The 16,962-nt window shown below is 60.0% G+C and carries 15 protein-coding genes; 7 read left to right on the forward strand and 8 right to left on the reverse strand.

Going from position 1 to position 16,962, the window contains the following annotated elements; translation table 11 throughout:
• Positions 1-23: 23 nt before the first annotated feature.
• The 5 genes from ABFX23_RS16995 to ABFX23_RS17015 all read right to left on the reverse strand — a co-directional run bounded on the left by ABFX23_RS16995 (position 24) and on the right by ABFX23_RS17015 (position 6,191).
• Positions 24-1,745, reverse strand: a complete 1,722-nt coding sequence (locus tag ABFX23_RS16995) for an ATP-binding cassette domain-containing protein (protein WP_230293249.1) — start codon at positions 1,743-1,745, stop codon at positions 24-26.
• Positions 1,746-1,751: 6 nt separating this feature from the next.
• Positions 1,752-2,756: an HlyD family secretion protein gene (locus ABFX23_RS17000; protein WP_219148268.1), complete on the reverse strand. Its 1,005-nt coding sequence runs from the start codon at positions 2,754-2,756 to the stop codon at positions 1,752-1,754.
• Positions 2,753-3,370 (reverse strand): TetR/AcrR family transcriptional regulator, encoded by a 618-nt coding sequence (locus tag ABFX23_RS17005; RefSeq protein ID WP_219148266.1) that lies wholly within the window; start codon positions 3,368-3,370, stop codon positions 2,753-2,755. The genes ABFX23_RS17000 and ABFX23_RS17005 overlap by 4 nt, the downstream gene beginning before the upstream one ends.
• Positions 3,371-3,526: 156 nt before the next feature.
• Positions 3,527-5,479 carry a cytochrome c/FTR1 family iron permease gene (locus ABFX23_RS17010; protein ID WP_219148264.1) on the reverse strand — a complete coding sequence of 651 codons (1,953 nt, stop codon included), beginning with the start codon at positions 5,477-5,479 and terminating at the stop codon, positions 3,527-3,529.
• Positions 5,480-5,573: 94 nt separating this feature from the next.
• On the reverse strand, positions 5,574-6,191 hold the full coding sequence (locus ABFX23_RS17015) for a cation efflux transmembrane domain-containing protein (RefSeq protein WP_219148262.1): 618 nt from the start codon (positions 6,189-6,191) through the stop codon (positions 5,574-5,576).
• A 75-nt stretch (positions 6,192-6,266) separates the two neighbouring features.
• Between ABFX23_RS17015 and ABFX23_RS17020 the strand changes: the two genes are divergently transcribed.
• The gene (locus ABFX23_RS17020) at positions 6,267-6,665 is read left to right on the forward strand and encodes a MerR family transcriptional regulator (protein WP_219148260.1); all 399 of its coding nucleotides are present in this window, start codon (positions 6,267-6,269) and stop codon (positions 6,663-6,665) included.
• A gap of 137 nt (positions 6,666-6,802) precedes the next feature.
• Here ABFX23_RS17020 and ABFX23_RS17025 read toward each other — a convergent pair whose 3' ends face one another.
• Both ABFX23_RS17025 and ABFX23_RS17030 read right to left on the reverse strand, forming a co-directional pair.
• Complete coding sequence (locus tag ABFX23_RS17025) at positions 6,803-8,197, reverse strand: aldehyde dehydrogenase family protein (RefSeq protein WP_224801008.1); 1,395 nt, start codon at positions 8,195-8,197, stop codon at positions 6,803-6,805.
• Positions 8,194-9,834, reverse strand: coding sequence for an acetolactate synthase large subunit (locus tag ABFX23_RS17030; protein WP_224801007.1), 1,641 nt, complete (start codon positions 9,832-9,834; stop codon positions 8,194-8,196). The genes ABFX23_RS17025 and ABFX23_RS17030 overlap by 4 nt, the downstream gene beginning before the upstream one ends.
• A gap of 501 nt (positions 9,835-10,335) precedes the next feature.
• Between ABFX23_RS17030 and lspA the strand changes: the two genes are divergently transcribed.
• Positions 10,336-10,827 (forward strand): signal peptidase II, encoded by a 492-nt coding sequence (lspA, locus tag ABFX23_RS17035; protein WP_090479092.1) that lies wholly within the window; start codon positions 10,336-10,338, stop codon positions 10,825-10,827.
• 26 nt (positions 10,828-10,853) lie between these two features.
• Here lspA and ABFX23_RS17040 read toward each other — a convergent pair whose 3' ends face one another.
• On the reverse strand, positions 10,854-11,249 hold the full coding sequence (locus tag ABFX23_RS17040) for a MerR family transcriptional regulator (protein ID WP_010412699.1): 396 nt from the start codon (positions 11,247-11,249) through the stop codon (positions 10,854-10,856).
• A gap of 138 nt (positions 11,250-11,387) precedes the next feature.
• On the opposite strand from ABFX23_RS17040, the gene ABFX23_RS17045 reads away from it, so the two are divergent.
• The 5 genes from ABFX23_RS17045 to ABFX23_RS17065 all read left to right on the forward strand — a co-directional run bounded on the left by ABFX23_RS17045 (position 11,388) and on the right by ABFX23_RS17065 (position 16,939).
• Positions 11,388-12,029, forward strand: coding sequence for a cation efflux transmembrane domain-containing protein (locus tag ABFX23_RS17045; RefSeq protein WP_219148254.1), 642 nt, complete (start codon positions 11,388-11,390; stop codon positions 12,027-12,029).
• A complete protein-coding gene (locus ABFX23_RS17050) occupies positions 12,026-13,957 on the forward strand; it encodes a cytochrome c/FTR1 family iron permease (protein WP_224801006.1) in 1,932 nt (643 codons plus the stop codon). Before ABFX23_RS17045 ends, ABFX23_RS17050 begins: the two co-directional genes overlap by 4 nt.
• A gap of 159 nt (positions 13,958-14,116) precedes the next feature.
• Positions 14,117-14,461, forward strand: coding sequence for a hypothetical protein (locus tag ABFX23_RS17055; protein WP_219148252.1), 345 nt, complete (start codon positions 14,117-14,119; stop codon positions 14,459-14,461).
• A gap of 64 nt (positions 14,462-14,525) precedes the next feature.
• Entirely contained in the window at positions 14,526-15,779 is a 1,254-nt protein-coding gene (locus ABFX23_RS17060; RefSeq protein WP_219148250.1) for a TolC family protein, read from the forward strand.
• An 11-nt stretch (positions 15,780-15,790) separates the two neighbouring features.
• Positions 15,791-16,939: an efflux RND transporter periplasmic adaptor subunit gene (locus ABFX23_RS17065; RefSeq protein ID WP_219148248.1), complete on the forward strand. Its 1,149-nt coding sequence runs from the start codon at positions 15,791-15,793 to the stop codon at positions 16,937-16,939.
• Positions 16,940-16,962 lie beyond the last annotated feature (23 nt).

The following is a 16,962-nucleotide window of genomic DNA, read 5'->3' on the forward strand; positions in this document are numbered from 1 at the left end:
GATCGCTGCGAAACGCGAAAACCTCATGGCGCGTTTACCGCTTCGTTCTCTTCGACGAGAGCGATGAATGCATCCTCAAAGGTCGGGTTGGGCATGGTCGAGGAGGCCGCCTGCGCCTTGAGTTCGGCGGGAGTTCCCAAAGCGATCATCTGCCCGCGATATATGAGCGCAGCGCGGTCGCAATACTCCGCTTCGTCGAGAAAATGTGTCGTCACGATGACGGTTACGCCGTTCGTGACCATTGCGTTGATATGGGCCCAGAATTCACGGCGCGTACGCGGATCGACACCCGAGGTCGGCTCGTCGAGAAAAAGGACGTCAGGCTCGTGCATGACGGCGCAGGCGAGTGACAGACGCTGCTTGAACCCAAGCGGGAGCTGACCGGAATTCTCATCGAGCTTGTCCGTGAGGGCAAAGCTTTCGATCATACGCGCAATCATGGTACGCTGCCGCGCTCCGGTAAGGCCGTAAACACGTGCGAAGAACCGCAGATTCTGCATCGTGCTGAGATCGCCATACAGCGAAAATTTTTGCGCCATGTATCCGAGACGAGCCCGTGCCTCGCTCGCGGCAGTACGCAAATCGACACCGGCAATACGAGCCTCACCGCTGGTCGGCTTGAGAAGGCCGGAGAGCATTTTGAATGTAGTCGACTTGCCCGCGCCATTGGGTCCGATAAGCCCAAACACTTCACCTCGACGCACATCGAAACTGATTTCGGAAGCCGCAGTGAAGGAGCCGAACATCCGCGTTAGTCCGCGCGCCTCTACGGCAATCGCTATATCGTGGCTGCGCTCCGATCCACCCGCGAAAGGCGATTCGGCGCGAAACCCGCCGCCGATGAGATCGATGAACGCATCCTCGAAACGCGGCGCGACAGGTTGCAGCCGAGCTTCATCCCCCGCGCCAATCGAAGCCAGTGAGGGGGCATGCGCATTCTCGTTGAGCAACAGCCTGACGTCGCTGGCCTGGATTGTTCCATCCATCACAGCCTCGTGTTGGCGAGCCTTATTCAAAACGTAGCGCCGATCGCCCTCGATGCCCTCGATCATAAACACCCGGCCATCGACACGCGCGGCCAGATCGGCCGGCCGACCGTCGAAGATGAGATCGCCCTCGCTCAACACGAGCACAGTCTCGCATTTCTCGGCCTCATCGAGGTAGGCGGTTGCCCAAACGACCGTGATCCCTTCATCGGTCAGTCGGCTTACCATTCGCCAGAGTTCGCGCCGCGAAATAGGGTCTACGCCGACGCTTGGCTCGTCCAGCAACAGGAGTTCAGGTGTCACAACGAGAGCGCAGGCGAGCCCGAGCTTTTGCTTCATGCCGCCCGACAAGGCGCCTGCCAGTCTGCCGGTAAATGGCGCTAGGCCGGTAAAATCGAGAAGCCGCTCGAATGTCGCCTTGCGCGCTGATCCAACCAGTCCGCGCAGATCTGCGTAGAGATTGAGATTTTCCTCCACGCTCAGATCCTCGTAGAGGCCGAAACGTTGCGGCATATAGGCAATGCGCGCGCGCACCTCCTTCGCGTTGGCGACGGGATCGAAACCTCCCACGTCGATCCCGCCTTCATCGGCGCGCAGCAGTCCGGCGATCAGGCGCAAGAAGGTTGTCTTCCCCGAGCCATCGGGCCCCACCAGCCCGACGATGTGGCCCGATCTGATCTGTGTGCTCACACTGCGCAATGCCGGTTCGGCTTGCTTGGGGAACCGTTTGGTCAGGCCTTCGATGGTTACCAGAGCCACCACCCGTCAACGCCCGGGGGCGACGGGACGGACGATCACGGAGACCGGCATGCCCTGCTTCAGGATTCCGTCTTGATCTTCGGTACGCACACGCACCCGGTAGACAAGGCTGGTGCGCTGTTCGCGGGTCTCAACGGACTTGGGTGTGAACTCGGCTGTCGGTGAGATGTAGGCAATGCGGCCGGGAAATTCGCGGCCAGCCTCGGTCAACACTGTCGCGGGGATACCGATCTCGACGCGCTCGAGGTCGGGTTCCTCGATATAGGCCCGGATCCACATGGGCGAGGTGTGCGCGAGTGTGAATACGGTTTCGCCCGGCCCCACGATGGCCCCAACCTCGCGTGCGCGCGTCAGGATGATCCCGTCAGCGGGCGCGTAAAGGTTCGCGTCTACTAGGCGTTGCCGGGCGAGCGCAGCGGCAGCTCGCTCGGCTCCAAGCGCCGCGCGTCCTTGCCGGATTTCTTCGCGTCGGGGTCCCTCGCGGACAAGCGAGAGTTCTTCGAGCGCCGCCTGCCGCTGAGCGGCCGCGCGATCGCGCTGTGACCGCGCCTCGTCCTGGGTCTGCCGTGCGGCAAACCCGCGTTCGGCGAGGTGTTCGACCCTGTCCAGGGTTGCCTGGGCAACGCTCAGCGCGGACTCCGCTTCTGCAACCCGCGCTCTCGCCCGCTCGATCTCCTCCGGCCTGCTGCCCGATTCGAGAGCGGCGAGCGCTGCGGAGCGTTGGCTGGCACGCGCTTCGGCAAGCGCGATCTCGTTCTTGTAATCCTGAGGTTCAAGCGAGGCCAAAAGATCGCCACCTTCAATCCTATCTCCCTCATCGACCGCCAATCGGTCGATCCTGCCTGGAACCTTGAACGCCAGATTGACCTGACGAATATCGACATTTCCATTGAGTACCAGATGACCTTCTCGCTCATGCCGATCAGGCTGCATCAGCCAGATTGTCGCTGCCGAAGCGGCTAGCAATACGAGCAGGCCAATGCCGATGTAGACCTTCTGTCTGGATCTCATGATTCGCCTCCGGTCCTAGCATCACTAGGTTCCAGCAGGCCCAGGAGTTCGAACTCGGTGCAATGCCCTGCCAGCGACACGCTCGGTGCGTTCGGCGCGACAAAAACGGCGTAGTGCATTGCCCGCTCGATCATTCCGACAAGAACCCAAGCAATGAGTCGCGCCGGGAGATTTTTCACCAGGCCGAGCTGTTGGGCATCTTCGAGATACCGCGCGAGCGCGTCAGCGCCTTGCTCGAAATGTCGATTGATATGAGCGCGCTGCTCGGGCGGAAGCGCATGGCCCTCACGCAAGACCAGCCTGGTCAGAATATCATGCTTGCGGCCATACCGAATGATGGTCATCCAGATCTCCTCAACCTCGGCTGATAGCTGCTCTCCAGTTTGCAGCCGCTTGGCGGGATGGCGGGCAATGGTCTCCTCAATCAGTCCTGCAAAGAATTCATCGATAAGCGCGACAAACAGCGACGGCTTGTTTTCAAAATGCAGGTAAAAGGTCCCCTGCGCTACGCCCGCATTCGCGACGATGTCCGCGACGCGGGTTGCCGTATATCCGTGCTGAGTGAAAAGCCGGGCCGCGGCAGCTTTCAATTTTCTGGCGATGTCATCGGTCATTTGAACACCTCGGTGTGACTGACGCATCAGTCAGCGAGGTATTACAGACCTGCAGGGTTCTTTTTGGCCGTACTCTATGGTTGCCTTTAAGCGTGGGATAGTCCTTCGCACGCCCGCCCTGTGGCCGGATCGAGGAGACTGCGTAGCCGGGACCACTTATCCCGTAACGTTTGCCGGTGGCGGATTGGAAAAAGCCCGGTTTACGCGAAATCCGACAATCAGAGCCAGCAGCGTGAGCAACTGCGCGACTATTGTCTCGACAGTCGGGAAGAAGCCGAGTTCGGCGAGGCGCGGCAAGCCGGCAATGAAAGTGGCGGTAAGAACTCCGGCCTCCTGGAAAGCGCCCACGCCCTTGCCCGCGAGAATGACCGCAAGTATCGCAATCAGGATAGCACTGTAGCGGAAGAACTGGGTGATCGGCAGTTTGCGGCTGTAGCGCAGCATGGCCCATGCAATGAGCGCCAGCAGCGCGACTGCGGACAAGGCACCTGCCAGTATGATGCCACTGCTCTGCGGGTTCCACAGGGCAGCGTAGAACAGGATAGTCTCGAACGCTTCCCGGTAGACGACCACGAATGCGAGACCGAAGAGAAACCATGCCGATCCGCGCGAGAGCGCCTTGCCCATTTTTTCCTGGATATAGCGCCGCCATTCCTCGGCCTGGGATTTGCCGTGCATCCAGATCCCGACCGATACGAGTATGACAGCCGCAAGCAACGCGCCGATCCCTTCGGTCATCTCGCGGCTCGCACCGCTGATGCTGACGAAGTAGGTTGCTACGACCCAGGTGGCGACACCTGCAAGAAGAGCGGCGATCCATCCACCATGGACATAGGGCAATACCTCGGAGCGCTGCGACTTTTTCACAAAGGCGATCATGGCGATCACAACCAGAAGTGCTTCGATCCCCTCGCGCAGCAGGATGGTGAACGCGCCGAGAAAGGTCGAGATTTCGCTGGCCGCCTCAGGGGCTAACGCTCCCTCGGCGCTGGCCAGCAGACTATCGATGCGAGCCCTTAGTTGCTGTAGTTCGGATGGGTCCGCCCCGGACTCTATTCCGGCCCGGAATTGCCCGAGCGCCTGTTCTACCTCCCGCATCAAACCGCCATCGCGCGTTGCCAGGAGGGCCTCCAGGGGTTCGAACCCGTCGAGATAGGCAGACAGGGCAAGCTCCCGCGCTTCCTCACGGTCGCCAGCCTGATAAGCTGACAGGCTGCGATCGAGCATATCGCGAACGAAGGCGAGCGAACCGGCGTCATTTGCCTGTCCCACCGCATCCGGATTGGCGCGAAGATAGGCCATGACGGCGAGCGCACGGTCCTCGCCGATCTGCTCGGCCAGACTTTCCGGTGTGAGCGCGGCGAGCGTCTGGAGATCGGGGACAAGCTGGCGTATGCCATCATCTTCCCGCCAGATACGCTCGCCTTTGGCCACATCTTCAAAAGCAATGCTGCCGGCATAGAATGCAAGCGCCCAGCGATCCTCGTCGGATAGCGATGCGAAGCTGGCCATGGACGTTCCTTCAAGCCCCTGCGTGATGACCTGGTAAAGCCCGAACGCACTGCGCTGCCGTGCCCGGTCGATATCGGTAAAGTCGATCGGCGGGGGATCGAGCGCCTGCATTGCGGCTGGTGGCGCACTTCCGGCGGCGCCGTGGCACGAGGCGCAGTTCTGCGCGAAGAGAGTGCGGGCGCGGACAAGGTCGGGCGCCTGCGAAGGGGCGAGCGGAACCGGGTAGGCTGTCAGCAACGAGGCTGCCAGCGCGCGCGCGAAGCGCCCAACTCGCTCGGCGGGTTCCTTGTTGGCGATCAGAGCTCGCAGCTGGTCCGATCGGCGGATGAGTGCTTGATTGTCTTTAGTGTCCGGAAATGCAGCAACCTGCCGCGCCACGACATCGGAAAACTCCACCATTTCGCGATATTCGAATTCGTCGGCAACACGTCCGTCGGAAACCGCGGAGGCGTAGTCGACCGCGATATAATCGAGCAAGCGCCAAGTGGTTCGCACATCGGGCTCTTCCGCGCTCGCGGTGGCGGACAGACACAGCGCAAGCGCCAGCAGAATGAGCCGCATTGCCGGATGGACGGTGGCGGAGACGATGCGATGCATGCGGGGGCTCTATATCTGTTGCAATTAATTCGCAATAGCAGGGTAAAGACGGAAACGTATTTTCCCAATCCGCAATCGCGGCATATTCTGGAGTTTAGGTAGAGCGCAGTTCGCCACGTGCCTGTTTGAAGACTTCGGCACTTCCCCACACCGCCAGTCCTGCCATGATGCTCGCCACAACCAGATCGGGCCACGCACGGCCGGTGCCGAAAACGCCAATCGCTGCCGCCAGCACGGCGATATTACCGATCGCGTCGTTGCGCGAACAGATCCACACCGAGCGCATGTTCGCATCGCCCGAGCGATACCGGAACAGCATCGCGGCGACGGCGAGATTTACCGCCAGAGCAAGAGAACCGATGGCACCCATCGTTCCCGGGTCGGGCGACGCCCCGACAAAGAAACCCCAGATAGCCGAGCCAAGCACCCACAGGCCGAAAGCCAGCATGGTCGCTGCCTTTACGAGAGCCGCACGCGCGCGCCAGACGATCGCCATCCCCGCTACGCCGAGACTGATAGCATAGTTTGCCGCATCGCCGAGAAAGTCGAGCGCGTCGGCCTGCAAGGCGCGCGAATCCGCAGCAATGCCTGCCACGATCTCCACACCGAACATGATTGCATTAAGGCCCAGCGCGATCCACAGAATGCGCCGCCATGTTGGATCGTTGTTGTTTGCACCGGCCTCATCGCGACCGCAGCAGGTGTTTCCCATTTTCTCGACTCCTTGCGTCGATCCGCCCTATGCACCTTGTAGTAACTACAAGGTCAAGCGGTAGGAGCCGTTGTCATGAGAATTGGTCAACTTGCCCGGATAACCGGCGTCAAATCCGAAACAATCCGCTTCTACGAGCGCGAGGGTATCCTCGCTGCCCCTCCGCGCACGAAGGCCAATTATCGCGATTATGGACCTGCAGAGGAAGCGCGCCTTCACTTCATACGGCGCGCGCGTGATCTCGGCTTCTCGATGGCACGCATCAGGGAATTGCTCGATCTCTCCGATGATGCCGTCCGGTCCTGCGCGGGCATCGACGCTCTGGCGAGAAGCCATCTCGGCGAAGTCGAGCGCAAGATCGCGAGCCTGAAGGCGTTGCGGACGGAACTTGGGCGCATGATCGCTGCCTGCGAGCAAGACACGGTAGGCGATTGCCGCATAATCGATGTACTTGCCGATATCACCGAGCCTTGATGCCCGCGCCTCGTGCGCCAGTTCGGTCGGGCTCGCCAATGCACGGCTTTTGTCCGCCGCCCATCAGAGACTCAACTCCGGGTGAAGCCGACGAGTGCGAAGCTGCCCGTGTCGCCATCCCGGGTCTGTCGAACGGGTTATGATGCCGCTGTCGGCCAGTTCCAGACGGCCATTTTTTCAAGGCTCATATCCGCCATAGTATAGGCGATCCCGCCCACGCCAAGCCCGGAGCGGCGCAGACCTGCAAAAGGCATCCAGTCGACGCGGAATGCCGTATGGTCGTTCACCATCACAGCCGATCCCGCCAGAGACTTTATGCAATGATTAGCGATTGACAGCCGATCGGTGAATATAGCGGCCTGAAAGGCGTAAGGCAGGGCATTGGCCTGCTCGATAGCCCGGTCGATATCGTCATAGCCATACACGCAGATCACGGGGCCGAAGATTTCTTCCTGGGATACCTTGGCACTTTCCGGAGGATCGAGAATGACGGTCGGGGAGAAAAGAGTGTCACTCAGACGGCTTCCCCCGCACACCAGGGTGCCTCCTGCTGCGATGGCTTCATCGACCCAGCGTTCGACTCGGTCGACTTCCTCCGTCCGGATCAGGGGTCCGCATTGGGTTTCGGCATCGGCGGGATCGCCCACGACCAGCTTTTCGGCAGCTCGCCCTAGGTCATTGGCGAAGTCTTTCAATTCTGCAGCAGGGACGAATACGCGCTGCACGGAAACGCAGACCTGACCCGAATGATAGAACCCGCCTTTGAGCAACGAGGCGATCACTGCTGCGCGCTCCACGCCGCTGTCCACGATGACCGGCGCCGCGCCGCCGTGCTCGAGAGCAATGCGGGTTCCCGGCGCCAGCTTCGAGCGAAGCATCCAGCCGATTTTCGCAGAACCGATGAATGAGAAGAACGCCGTGCGCGGATCGGTTGCCATCCTTTCGGCGACATCGTTGCTGCACGGAGCGAACCGGCACCAGGCCTCGGGCAGGCCGGCTTCATGGAGAATGCTCACGAAGCTCTGGCATGACAGAGGCGTTTCCAGCGCAGGCTTGATGAGAACGGGGCACCCGGCTGCTACCGCCGGTCCAACCTGATGGACGATCAGGTTGAGGGGGTGATTGAATGCCGAGATCGCCACGACAGGACCGATCGGTTCGCGGAATGTATACGCCGTCCTACCCGCACCCGCTTCTGTCAGGTCCATGGGGATCTCGTGACCGCCGCCATCGCTGAGCGCCTGAACGCATAAGTCGACGCTGTTGATCGCGCGACCGGCTTCCACGCGCGCATCGACCAGGGGTTTGCCGCCCTCCCTGACGATCTGGAGAGCGAGATCCTCGGCTCGTTCGCGCATGATATCCGCAGCCCGCCGGAGGATGGCGATACGCTCGTGCACGGCAAGCCAGCAACTGCGGTCGCGGTGGAGCAACTGCGCTTCATTCAGCCATTCATCGATTTGAGCCCAGTCGACAAGCGCCACTTCTGCAATCGGCGAGCGGTCGAAGGGATTGTGAACGATCGTTTTCATAGCTCGCACACCTTCGCGCCGAGTTCGTCGATCAGCACCTTCTTGTTTTCGGAATAGTCGACGGGCAGATCGACAAGGTGCACGCCGCCAGCCTCGAATGCGGCGTTCAGGACCGAAACCAGATCCGCGCTTCGCTCGACATGGTGGCCGGTCGCTCCATAGCTTTGTGCGTAAGTGACAAAGTCGGGATTGGAAAAGGTCAGGCCGTAGTCCGGAAAGCCGAGCTGGTCCTGCTTCCAGCGGATCATCCCATATGCCGCATCGTTCAGGATGAGTACGACGAGGTTCAGGCCCAGCCGGACGGCCGTTTCCAGCTCCTGCGAGTTCATCATGAACCCGCCATCGCCGCATACCGCGAGAACTCTGCGCCCGGGCGACAGCATCGCTGCCATCATGGCGGATGGAAGGCCAGCACCCATCGTCGCCAATGCATTGTCGAGCAGGATGGTGCCAGGCTCATGAGCGATGTAGTTTCTGGCGAACCAGATCTTGTAGATACCGTTGTCGAGCGCAACGATATCATCGCGCGCCATTACGCTGCGTACGTCGGCAACCACGCGCTGGGGGACCATCGGAAAACGTTCGTCGTCGCTGGTCTCGGAAATGTGCGAAGCAATCTCGTGATGCAGGGCGGTATAATAGCTGCGGTCGCACTGCAGCTTGCCATCGAGGCGGCTTCCCAGCCGCTCGACCGATCCGGCGATGTCGCCGATGACTTCGAGCTGCGGGAAGTAGACCTGATCGACTTCAGCCGCCTTGTAATTGATATGGATGACGGTCTGCCCGCCCGGCTCCATGAAGAAGGGAGGCTTCTCGACCACGTCGTGACCGATATTGACGATCAGATCGGCCTTCTCGATCGCGCAGTGGACATAATCGCCCGACGATAGCGCCGCGGTGCCCAGATAAAGCTCGTTATCTTCGTCGACCACGCCTTTACCCATCTGGGTGTCGAAAAAGGGAAAGCCGGTATCGGCCACGAATTTGCGCAACGCCTTCGAAGCGCGGCGGCGGTTCGCTCCAGCTCCGATCAGCAGCAGAGGCCGCTGCGCAGCAAGAATACGCCGGGCTGCTTCATCCAGAGCGGCATCACCCGCTACGGCATAGCGCCTGTCATGCGGCGGTATGACCGGTTCGACCGTTTGCTCTTCAGCAATGTCTTCGGGCAGTTCCAGAAGGACGGCACCGGGCCTTTCTTCCTGCGCCAGGCGGAAACCTTCGCGAACGAGCGAGGGAATGCGATTGCCGTTCACGATCTGGGTCGAAGCCTTGCATAGCGGCGTAAACAGGGAAACAACGTCGACAATCTGGAACTGGGCCTGCTTCGATGTCTTTATCGGTTTCTGCCCGGTGATGATGACGAGCGGAAAGGCCCCGAGCGCGGCATAGGCCGCCGGAGTTGTCAGGTTCGTCGCACCAGGCCCGAGAGTTGCGAGGCAAACCCCCGCCTTGCCGGTTAGCCGGCCATAGGTCGCCGCCATAAAGCCCGCACCTTGCTCATGGCGCGTCAATACCAATTCGATTGAGGACGTGCGCAGGGATTCCAGCAGGTCGAGGTTTTCTTCGCCGGGAACGGCAAAGATGTATTCCACCTTTTCAGCCTCTAATGCAGCGATAAACAAGTCAGAGGCTTTCATTTTTGATATTCCCTTTTCAGAAGCATGAATGCCCTACGGCAATGCTTTCTCACTACAACCGCAAAGAGAGTCACAGACGCAAGGAGCCCCGCCTCATTCGCACCATGCCGTTCAGCGAATGTTCTGAAATGCGCGTAGCCGCAAAAAGTATCCTAAAAAACATGACCTTTGGATTTGGCAAGAAGGTAGGGACTGCGTTTCTTGACATTCCCACCGCCGCAGCATGAGTCCGCGATCCACCTCGTGTGCCCCCACGCGGAACCGGTGCAATTTGCGAGATCGGCGAAAATGTTTTGCTTGCCCATCAAGGCATGGCGGAGAAAGATATTTTCCCGCGCTGGAATCACGTGCCGATGACATTCGGATGCCTGAATGGCTAGGCCAGTGATCTGCGGTGCAGTTGACCTATCTGCATTGACATGATCGATGAGTACCGGGCCCAGGCCTAATTTCTATCGTCCGGAGAATCAGAGATATCTGCCGATCATCCAAGGAACCAATATGTACCGAAGTCTTGGTCTTTCGATCGCCGTCGCAGTCTTCGCGAGCGATCTCATTTCAAAATGGCTTATTGTGAATGTGGTCATGGACCCTGCCCGCACGATAGATGTTTTTCCATTCTTCAATCTGGTGCTCGGATATAATCGCGGTGTTACATTCGGCCTTCTGAGTTCCGGTAATCCAATCGCGCCCTATTTGCTGTCCGGGTTCGCGCTTCTTGTCGTGGGCGTTCTGGCCAGATGGCTCTGGCGCAGTACCGTACGCCTTGAATCCGCCGCGATAGGTTCGATCATTGGCGGTGCATTGGGTAACGTTGCCGACCGACTGGCGGACGGAGCGGTCACCGATTTTCTCGACTTCTATGTCGGCGGCTATCACTGGCCGGCGTTCAATCTCGCGGATGTCGGAATAGTCCTTGGAGTGGCATTGCTTCTCGTTACCTGGTGGTCCGGAGAAACGCAGCGCGACGATGGCACCGCGCCGAAAGTGTAGATTCTGCGCTTTTGCCGAGGCAATCTTTAGGCGGATTTTCTAGCAAGCCCGCCGATGATGCCGCAGTCGGTGGCAGTGCCCCCATCGCAGGCCCGTGCCAGGCCGATCAGTTCCTGTCTCATCGCCTGCAGCTGTTCGATCTGCTCCTCCACCCGGCGCAAATGATTTCGTGCCAAAGTCGCAGCGTCCTTGCAATCCCGGTTTGGTGCGTCCGACACTTCGAGCAGCGAGCGAACTTCGGACACCGAAAAGCCCAAACCCCGAGCCCGCCGGATGAATGCGAGCCGTTCGACATCGGCGTCTGCGTAAATCCTTCGTCCCGACTGGGAGCGCGGAGCGGGCTTCAGAAGACCGATCTCTTCATAATAGCGAACGGTGTTGACTTTGGTCCCGGTCGCGCGGGCAATTTTTCCTATCTGCATTCTTTAATCCTCGATGATAGCCATCGCAGGGTGTGTGTCTCCGCGACGCAATCGCACATCGGCCGTCAGACTTTCTGCGAAAGGTTCGCAGAAAGTCCTTGATCCTCCAGTAACTGGAGATTGTAAAGCTCAAAAATCATGAGTTTAGATGATTCGGAAGACTGTGGTTGCACCGGCGACCCCGAGAGGGCGGTTGACGATCCGCAATACCGCCGCGCGCTTTGGATCGTGATTATCCTCAATGTCGGTTTCGGCATGATCGAGCTGGCCGCCGGGTTTTTAGCCGCGAGCCAGGCGCTCAAAGCCGACGCGCTGGATTTCCTTGGCGATGGCTCGATCACCTTCATCGGACTGCTTGCGCTCGGATGGACGGCATCGACGCGTGCTCGGGTGGCGCTCGCGCAAGGTTTGTTTCTGGCGGCGCTTGGTGTGAGCGTGATCGGCGCGGCGATATGGCGCATGTTCGATATGGTGCAACCGGAAGCCGGAATCATGGGCTGGGTGGGGTTTGTCGCCCTGCTTATCAACCTTGCCGCCGTTTTTGTGCTCGCTCGCTTTCGCAAAGAAGGCGATGCTCAAGCGCGCGCGATATGGCTATTTTCGCGCAACGATGCCCTGGCCAATGTCGCGGTCATTGTCGCAGCCGGTTTGGTTTATTGGTTGGGAAGCGCATGGCCTGATATCATCGTGGCCGCTGCGATTGCATTTTTGTTCCTCCATTCGGCTCTCGAAATTATCCGCCATGCGCGCAGCGATATGAAAACGCAGCAGATTGCATGATGAAATATTTGGCGCGCCTGTCCGGCATTTGCCTGGCCCTTCTGTTGTCGTTCGGCAGCGCGCAAGCGTTGGCGGCAGAACCCAACACGATCTGGCGCCTGCTCGATTACATGGCGGTAGATTATGCAGCTGCCGTCGAGGACGGCGAAGTCGTCAACGAAGTCGAATATGAGGAAATGGTCGAATTCGCCGGTTCGGTACGATCGGGTATTGCGGAATTGCCTGAACGCCCCGGTCGCGTTCGGCTAGAGGCAAACGCGAAGCAACTTGAAGCCGATATCCTCTCGATGGCCCCCGTTGATCAAGTTGCCACGGCAGCCAGAAAGCTCGCTGCGGATCTCCTAGCCATCTATCCGATCACGCTCTCGCCTTCGAGGGCGCCCGATCTTGAGCGCGGAAGACTGCTGTACCAGGAGACTTGTGCCAGTTGCCACGGGGTGTCAGGAAACGGTCGCGGGCCGGCGTCTGCGGGCCTTGATCCGCCGCCGATCGCATTTACCGACGTCGATCGCGCGCGCCAGCGTAGCATCATGGGTCTCTATCAGGTTATCGACCAAGGGATCGATGGCACCGCCATGCCCGGTTTCTCACAGCTCTCCTCCGACGATCGTTGGGCCCTGGCCTTCTATTCGGGATCCGTCGCCTTTGAGCCGGCGGACGAAGGGGCGCGTCTATGGAAGTCAGATTCCGAACTACGTAAACGCTTTCCCGATCTTGCCGCTCTCACGAAGATCACGCCGGACGAACTGGCAGGAGAGATCGGGCAAGAGCGCGCGGACGCGCTCATGGCCTATCTTCGGGCCAACCCGTCGGCGATCGCCGATGCAGCGGGGCCTCTTGGCATCACACGTACCCGGCTCGCAGAAGCTGAACGCGCCCACGCGAACGGGAATATTTCCCGGGCCAAGGAGCTCGCACTGTCGGCATATTTGGACGGGTTCGAACCCGTCGAACCGATATTGGCGACACGCAATCCGGATCTTCTGGTGCGTATCGAGAGCGGGATGATGGACTTGCGTGCAGCCATCGACGCAGATCTGCCGACCTCTGCGATAAGCGAACGGATCCGGGCCATCGAGGGTTTGCTCGTACAGGCTGAAAATGTCCTTGCGCCGGAATCTGCGACGGGATGGTCAACCTTTGTGGCATCTTTCGCGATCCTCCTCCGCGAGGGTCTGGAGGCATTGCTGATCGTGATCGCCATGATCGCTTTCGTGAGGAAGGCGGGACAGGATCGGGCATTGCGATTTGTCCATGGCGGGTGGACCGGTGCGCTGGTAGCAGGCGCGTTTACTTGGCTTGCGGCGACCTATCTTCTCGACATCAGCGGTGCCGGCCGGGAATCGATCGAGGCATTCGGTGCGCTGATTGCAGCGCTGGTCCTCCTGTCGGTTGGCGTCTGGATGCACGGAAAATCACAGGCAGACAATTGGCAGCGCTATATCCGCGACAAGCTTGGCAAGGCGCTTTCGCGCGGATCGCTCTGGTTTCTGTTCGGGATCGTATTCCTTGTCGTCTATAGAGAGGTCTTCGAAACCATCCTTTTTTACGCTGCGCTGTCCGCTCAGGGAAGTACGGGCTATCTGCTGGCGGGCGCTGCCACGGCCGGTTTGCTCCTTGTCGTCATCGCCTGGCTGCTGCTGCGCTACAGCCGGACGCTGCCGATCGGAAAGTTCTTTGCCTACAGTTCGGTGCTCATCGCCCTGCTTGCGATTGTCCTGATTGGCAAAGGGATCGCGGGTTTGCAGGAAGCGGGTGTGATCGGAATTGCACAGATAGCCGGCGGTCCGCGACTAAGTATGCTTGGAGTTTATCCGACGTTCCAAGTGATTGGCGCTCAATTTGCAATGGCATCCGCACTTTTACTTGGTTTCTGGATTAATCACACCCGAGCATCAAACAATGACCGGTCACGCGATGCAGTGTGATAATATATCTTTCTATTACGGCGTTTGTGTCGACCCAGGTCGGTACATGAATAGCGCATTTGTTCGTTCTTATGCATTGAGCTGCGCGACGGCTTCGGCATTCGAAGAGAATATCGACTTGTGCCATGTGATTGGTCCTGCTAGCGGGGCCAAATTGTCATGACCCTCCGTACGCCCCTTCTTGCCTTGAAGCCGTTTTTCGCCATGCTGATTCTCTTCGGCCTGGTGTTCAGCGTAAGCGTGGACGCGGCGGTATGCGGGCCTGAAATTGGCGAACTTACAAGTGTCGAAGCTGCAAGTAGCGAGACTGGTCAAGACTTGCCGGACAGCCCGAATGAGCAGCATGGCATCTGCGCCCACGGCCATTGCCATCATGGAGTCCAGTTTGCAGGTAATGCGGATATCGGGGCCGGTGAGCGTTCATCCGGTGCACAGCATTTCTTCGAACCCGTCGGCCTGACTGCAGTCCAGCAAGCGATTTTGACGCCCCCTCCTCGAATCTGACGTCCAGTATTGCCGCCGCAATGTCGGCGCGCATTCGGCATGTCAGTAGAGGAAAAATCAATTCATGTTTGCCATTATTTGGCGAGGCGCCCTTTTTGCAGGGCTGAGCCTCGCAGTACTGCCCGGTGCGGTGCGTGCACAAGATCGCGCCGTGTTGACGCTCGACGAAGCTCTCGCGCGTGCGGGTGTGGACGAAAGCGCGCAGGTGCAATCAGACAATCCGCGTTTGATCGGGCCGCAGGCCGAAACGGACGCGGCACGCGCGCTTATCGATCAGGCACGGCTTCGGCCAAATCCTGAGCTTGCCTTTGAAGCGGAGAACATCGCAGGAAGCGGTGCCTTTTCAGGGCTGCAAGCAACCGAATATACGTTGTCTTTGAGTCAGCGCCTCGAGCTAGGCGGCAAGCGGGGCGCACGCATTCGCTCGGCCGAGGCCGAGGCGCGCGTGGCAATGCTTTCTGGAGAATTGTCGGTCGCTGAGCTGAGTCGCATGGTGCGCGAACGCTACATCGAGGCGGTCGCTTCAGCTGCGCGACTGGAACTTGCCCGCGACGTAGTCGAACGCAATCGCGAACTCGCGCGTATAGCTGGCCTGCTTGTCGAAGTTGGCCGCGAGCCGCCGCTGCGCTCGCTTCGTGCAGAAGCGGCCCTTGCTGAAGCCGAGGCGGAGTTTGAAGCCGCGCGAGCTTCAGAGATAGCGGCGCGGAGCGCGTTGGTGGCGCTCTGGGGTGAAACGTCCCCTCCCCCGGACGTGCCATCGGCGTTTCCCGGGATCGAACCTCCTGCGATGCTTCTTGCATCGCCTTCTGCTTTGCGTCTCCAAGTTGCGCGTGCCGAACGCGAGGCGGCGGACGCTGCGATCGACAGGGAGCGCTCTTTGGGTGTTCCCGATCCGGCCATCTCCGCCGGTGTCAGGCGGTTCGAGGAAAGCAGGGATCAAGCCTTCCTAGTGGGCGTCTCGATTCCCCTTCCTTTCCGCAATCGCAATCAGGGTAACATCGCCGCTGCCGAGGCCCGCTTCCGCGCGGCCTCCGCACGCGAGGCTGTCGCCCGCGCGGATTTCGAACTCGAAGTAACCCAGGCGCGCGGCCGCTTTCTCGCCGCCGAGGCTCGTGTAGAGACTCTGTCCCAAACCTCCCTGCCTCAAGCGGAAGAAGCCTTGCGCCTCGTCCGGATTGGGTATCGCAACGGCAGGTTCCCGCTGATCGAGGTTCTGGCTGCGGCCGAAGCCCGCGATGCAATCCGAGAAGCCTTGATCCAAGCCCAGGAAGATCGCGGTCGCCTGGCGGCGCAGTTGATCTGGCTTGGCGCCCAATGAGGAAAATACCCATGAACCGTAAGCGTTTGGCTGTACTGATCGGCCTGATCATTCTTGTTTTTGCGGCTGCTGTAATGCTGTGGCCGGACAACGGCGCAGAACCGCACAGCGAAGAGGAAACCGAAGAAAGCGATCTCCCGGAAGGACTGGTCCTACTCGGCGAAGAGCAGATTCGAAGCTCCGAAATCATGGTCGAGACCGTTGGTGAGGGCTCGGCGGTAGAGCTAGTGTTCCCAGCCACAATCGCCGCTAGCCCCACAGGCAGCGCGCGGATCGATGCGCGAGCGGCGGGCGTGGTGCGGAGCGTTCAAAAAACGCTGGGTGATTACGTCCGGCAGGGTGAAACCATTGCGCGTATCGAAAGTGCGGAAGCGGCAGCTTTGGCATCGCAATTGAGCGCGGCGCGCGCGCGCGTCAACGAATTGTCAGCCGCCTATGAGCGCGAACGCCGGCTTTTCGAAGCCAATGTTACGGCGCGGCAGGATCTCGAAGCGGTGCGCGCCAATCTCCAGGTCGCCCAGTCAGAACTGTCCCGCGCGCAGGCAGCGGTTGCGGCAGCGGGCGTGAGTGGCGACGGTCGGTCTTTGGCGGTTACCAGCCCTCTTGCAGGACGGGTAACGGCGGCGCCTATTGTCCTTGGTTCGTTTGTCGATGCGGGAGAGGAACTCTACCAAATCGTGAATCCTAATGCGATGCAGATCGAAGTCGCGCTCCCCTCTGCAGAAGCAAGCCGTATTCAGCCAGGCGATGAAGCCACGCTGGAACTTGCAGAAAACCGCGAGATCGGAGCGCGGGTCCGCTCCGTCACGCCATCGCTCGATCCTGAGAGCCGCAGCGCGACGGCAGTCCTTTCGCTCACGCGGTCCATCCCCGGTCTTCAACCAGGTGCCTTCCTGCAAGCGCGCATCCGGCCTTCGGGCGAGGTCGACACGGGCCGCATGTCGGTGCCCGAAAGCGCGGTGCAGTCACTCGACGGCCAGGAAGTGGTTTTCGTGCGCACTCGCCGCGGCTTCCAGACCCGTCCGGTGGTGACCGGCGCACGTTCCGGAGGCCGCGTGGTGATCGAATCCGGTCTCGAAGCGAACTGGCGGATCGCAACCGAGAATGCCTTCCTGCTCAAAGCCGAACTCGAAAAAGAGGAAGCCGAACATGGACACTGATCGCATGCAGGAAACGGAGCACT

It is taken from the genome of Erythrobacter westpacificensis, from assembly GCF_039542285.1.
GTDB classification, from domain to species: domain Bacteria; phylum Pseudomonadota; class Alphaproteobacteria; order Sphingomonadales; family Sphingomonadaceae; genus Alteraurantiacibacter; species Alteraurantiacibacter westpacificensis.

Excerpts from the sequence above, each read along its gene's own strand:
- ABFX23_RS17000 (WP_219148268.1), bottom strand. The coding sequence starts at position 2,756 with ATGAGATCCAGACAGAAGGTCTACATCGGCATTGGCCTGCTCGTATTG.
- ABFX23_RS17005 (WP_219148266.1), bottom strand. The coding sequence starts at position 3,370 with ATGACCGATGACATCGCCAGAAAATTGAAAGCTGCCGCGGCCCGGCTT.
- ABFX23_RS17010 (WP_219148264.1), bottom strand. The coding sequence starts at position 5,479 with ATGCATCGCATCGTCTCCGCCACCGTCCATCCGGCAATGCGGCTCATT.
- ABFX23_RS17015 (WP_219148262.1), bottom strand. The coding sequence starts at position 6,191 with ATGGGAAACACCTGCTGCGGTCGCGATGAGGCCGGTGCAAACAACAAC.
- ABFX23_RS17020 (WP_219148260.1), top strand. The coding sequence starts at position 6,267 with ATGAGAATTGGTCAACTTGCCCGGATAACCGGCGTCAAATCCGAAACA.
- ABFX23_RS17025 (WP_224801008.1), bottom strand. The coding sequence starts at position 8,197 with ATGAAAACGATCGTTCACAATCCCTTCGACCGCTCGCCGATTGCAGAA.
- ABFX23_RS17030 (WP_224801007.1), bottom strand. The coding sequence starts at position 9,834 with ATGAAAGCCTCTGACTTGTTTATCGCTGCATTAGAGGCTGAAAAGGTG.
- lspA (WP_090479092.1), top strand. The coding sequence starts at position 10,336 with ATGTACCGAAGTCTTGGTCTTTCGATCGCCGTCGCAGTCTTCGCGAGC.
- ABFX23_RS17040 (WP_010412699.1), bottom strand. The coding sequence starts at position 11,249 with ATGCAGATAGGAAAAATTGCCCGCGCGACCGGGACCAAAGTCAACACC.
- ABFX23_RS17045 (WP_219148254.1), top strand. The coding sequence starts at position 11,388 with ATGAGTTTAGATGATTCGGAAGACTGTGGTTGCACCGGCGACCCCGAG.
- ABFX23_RS17050 (WP_224801006.1), top strand. The coding sequence starts at position 12,026 with ATGATGAAATATTTGGCGCGCCTGTCCGGCATTTGCCTGGCCCTTCTG.
- ABFX23_RS17055 (WP_219148252.1), top strand. The coding sequence starts at position 14,117 with ATGACCCTCCGTACGCCCCTTCTTGCCTTGAAGCCGTTTTTCGCCATG.
- ABFX23_RS17060 (WP_219148250.1), top strand. The coding sequence starts at position 14,526 with ATGTTTGCCATTATTTGGCGAGGCGCCCTTTTTGCAGGGCTGAGCCTC.
- ABFX23_RS17065 (WP_219148248.1), top strand. The coding sequence starts at position 15,791 with ATGAACCGTAAGCGTTTGGCTGTACTGATCGGCCTGATCATTCTTGTT.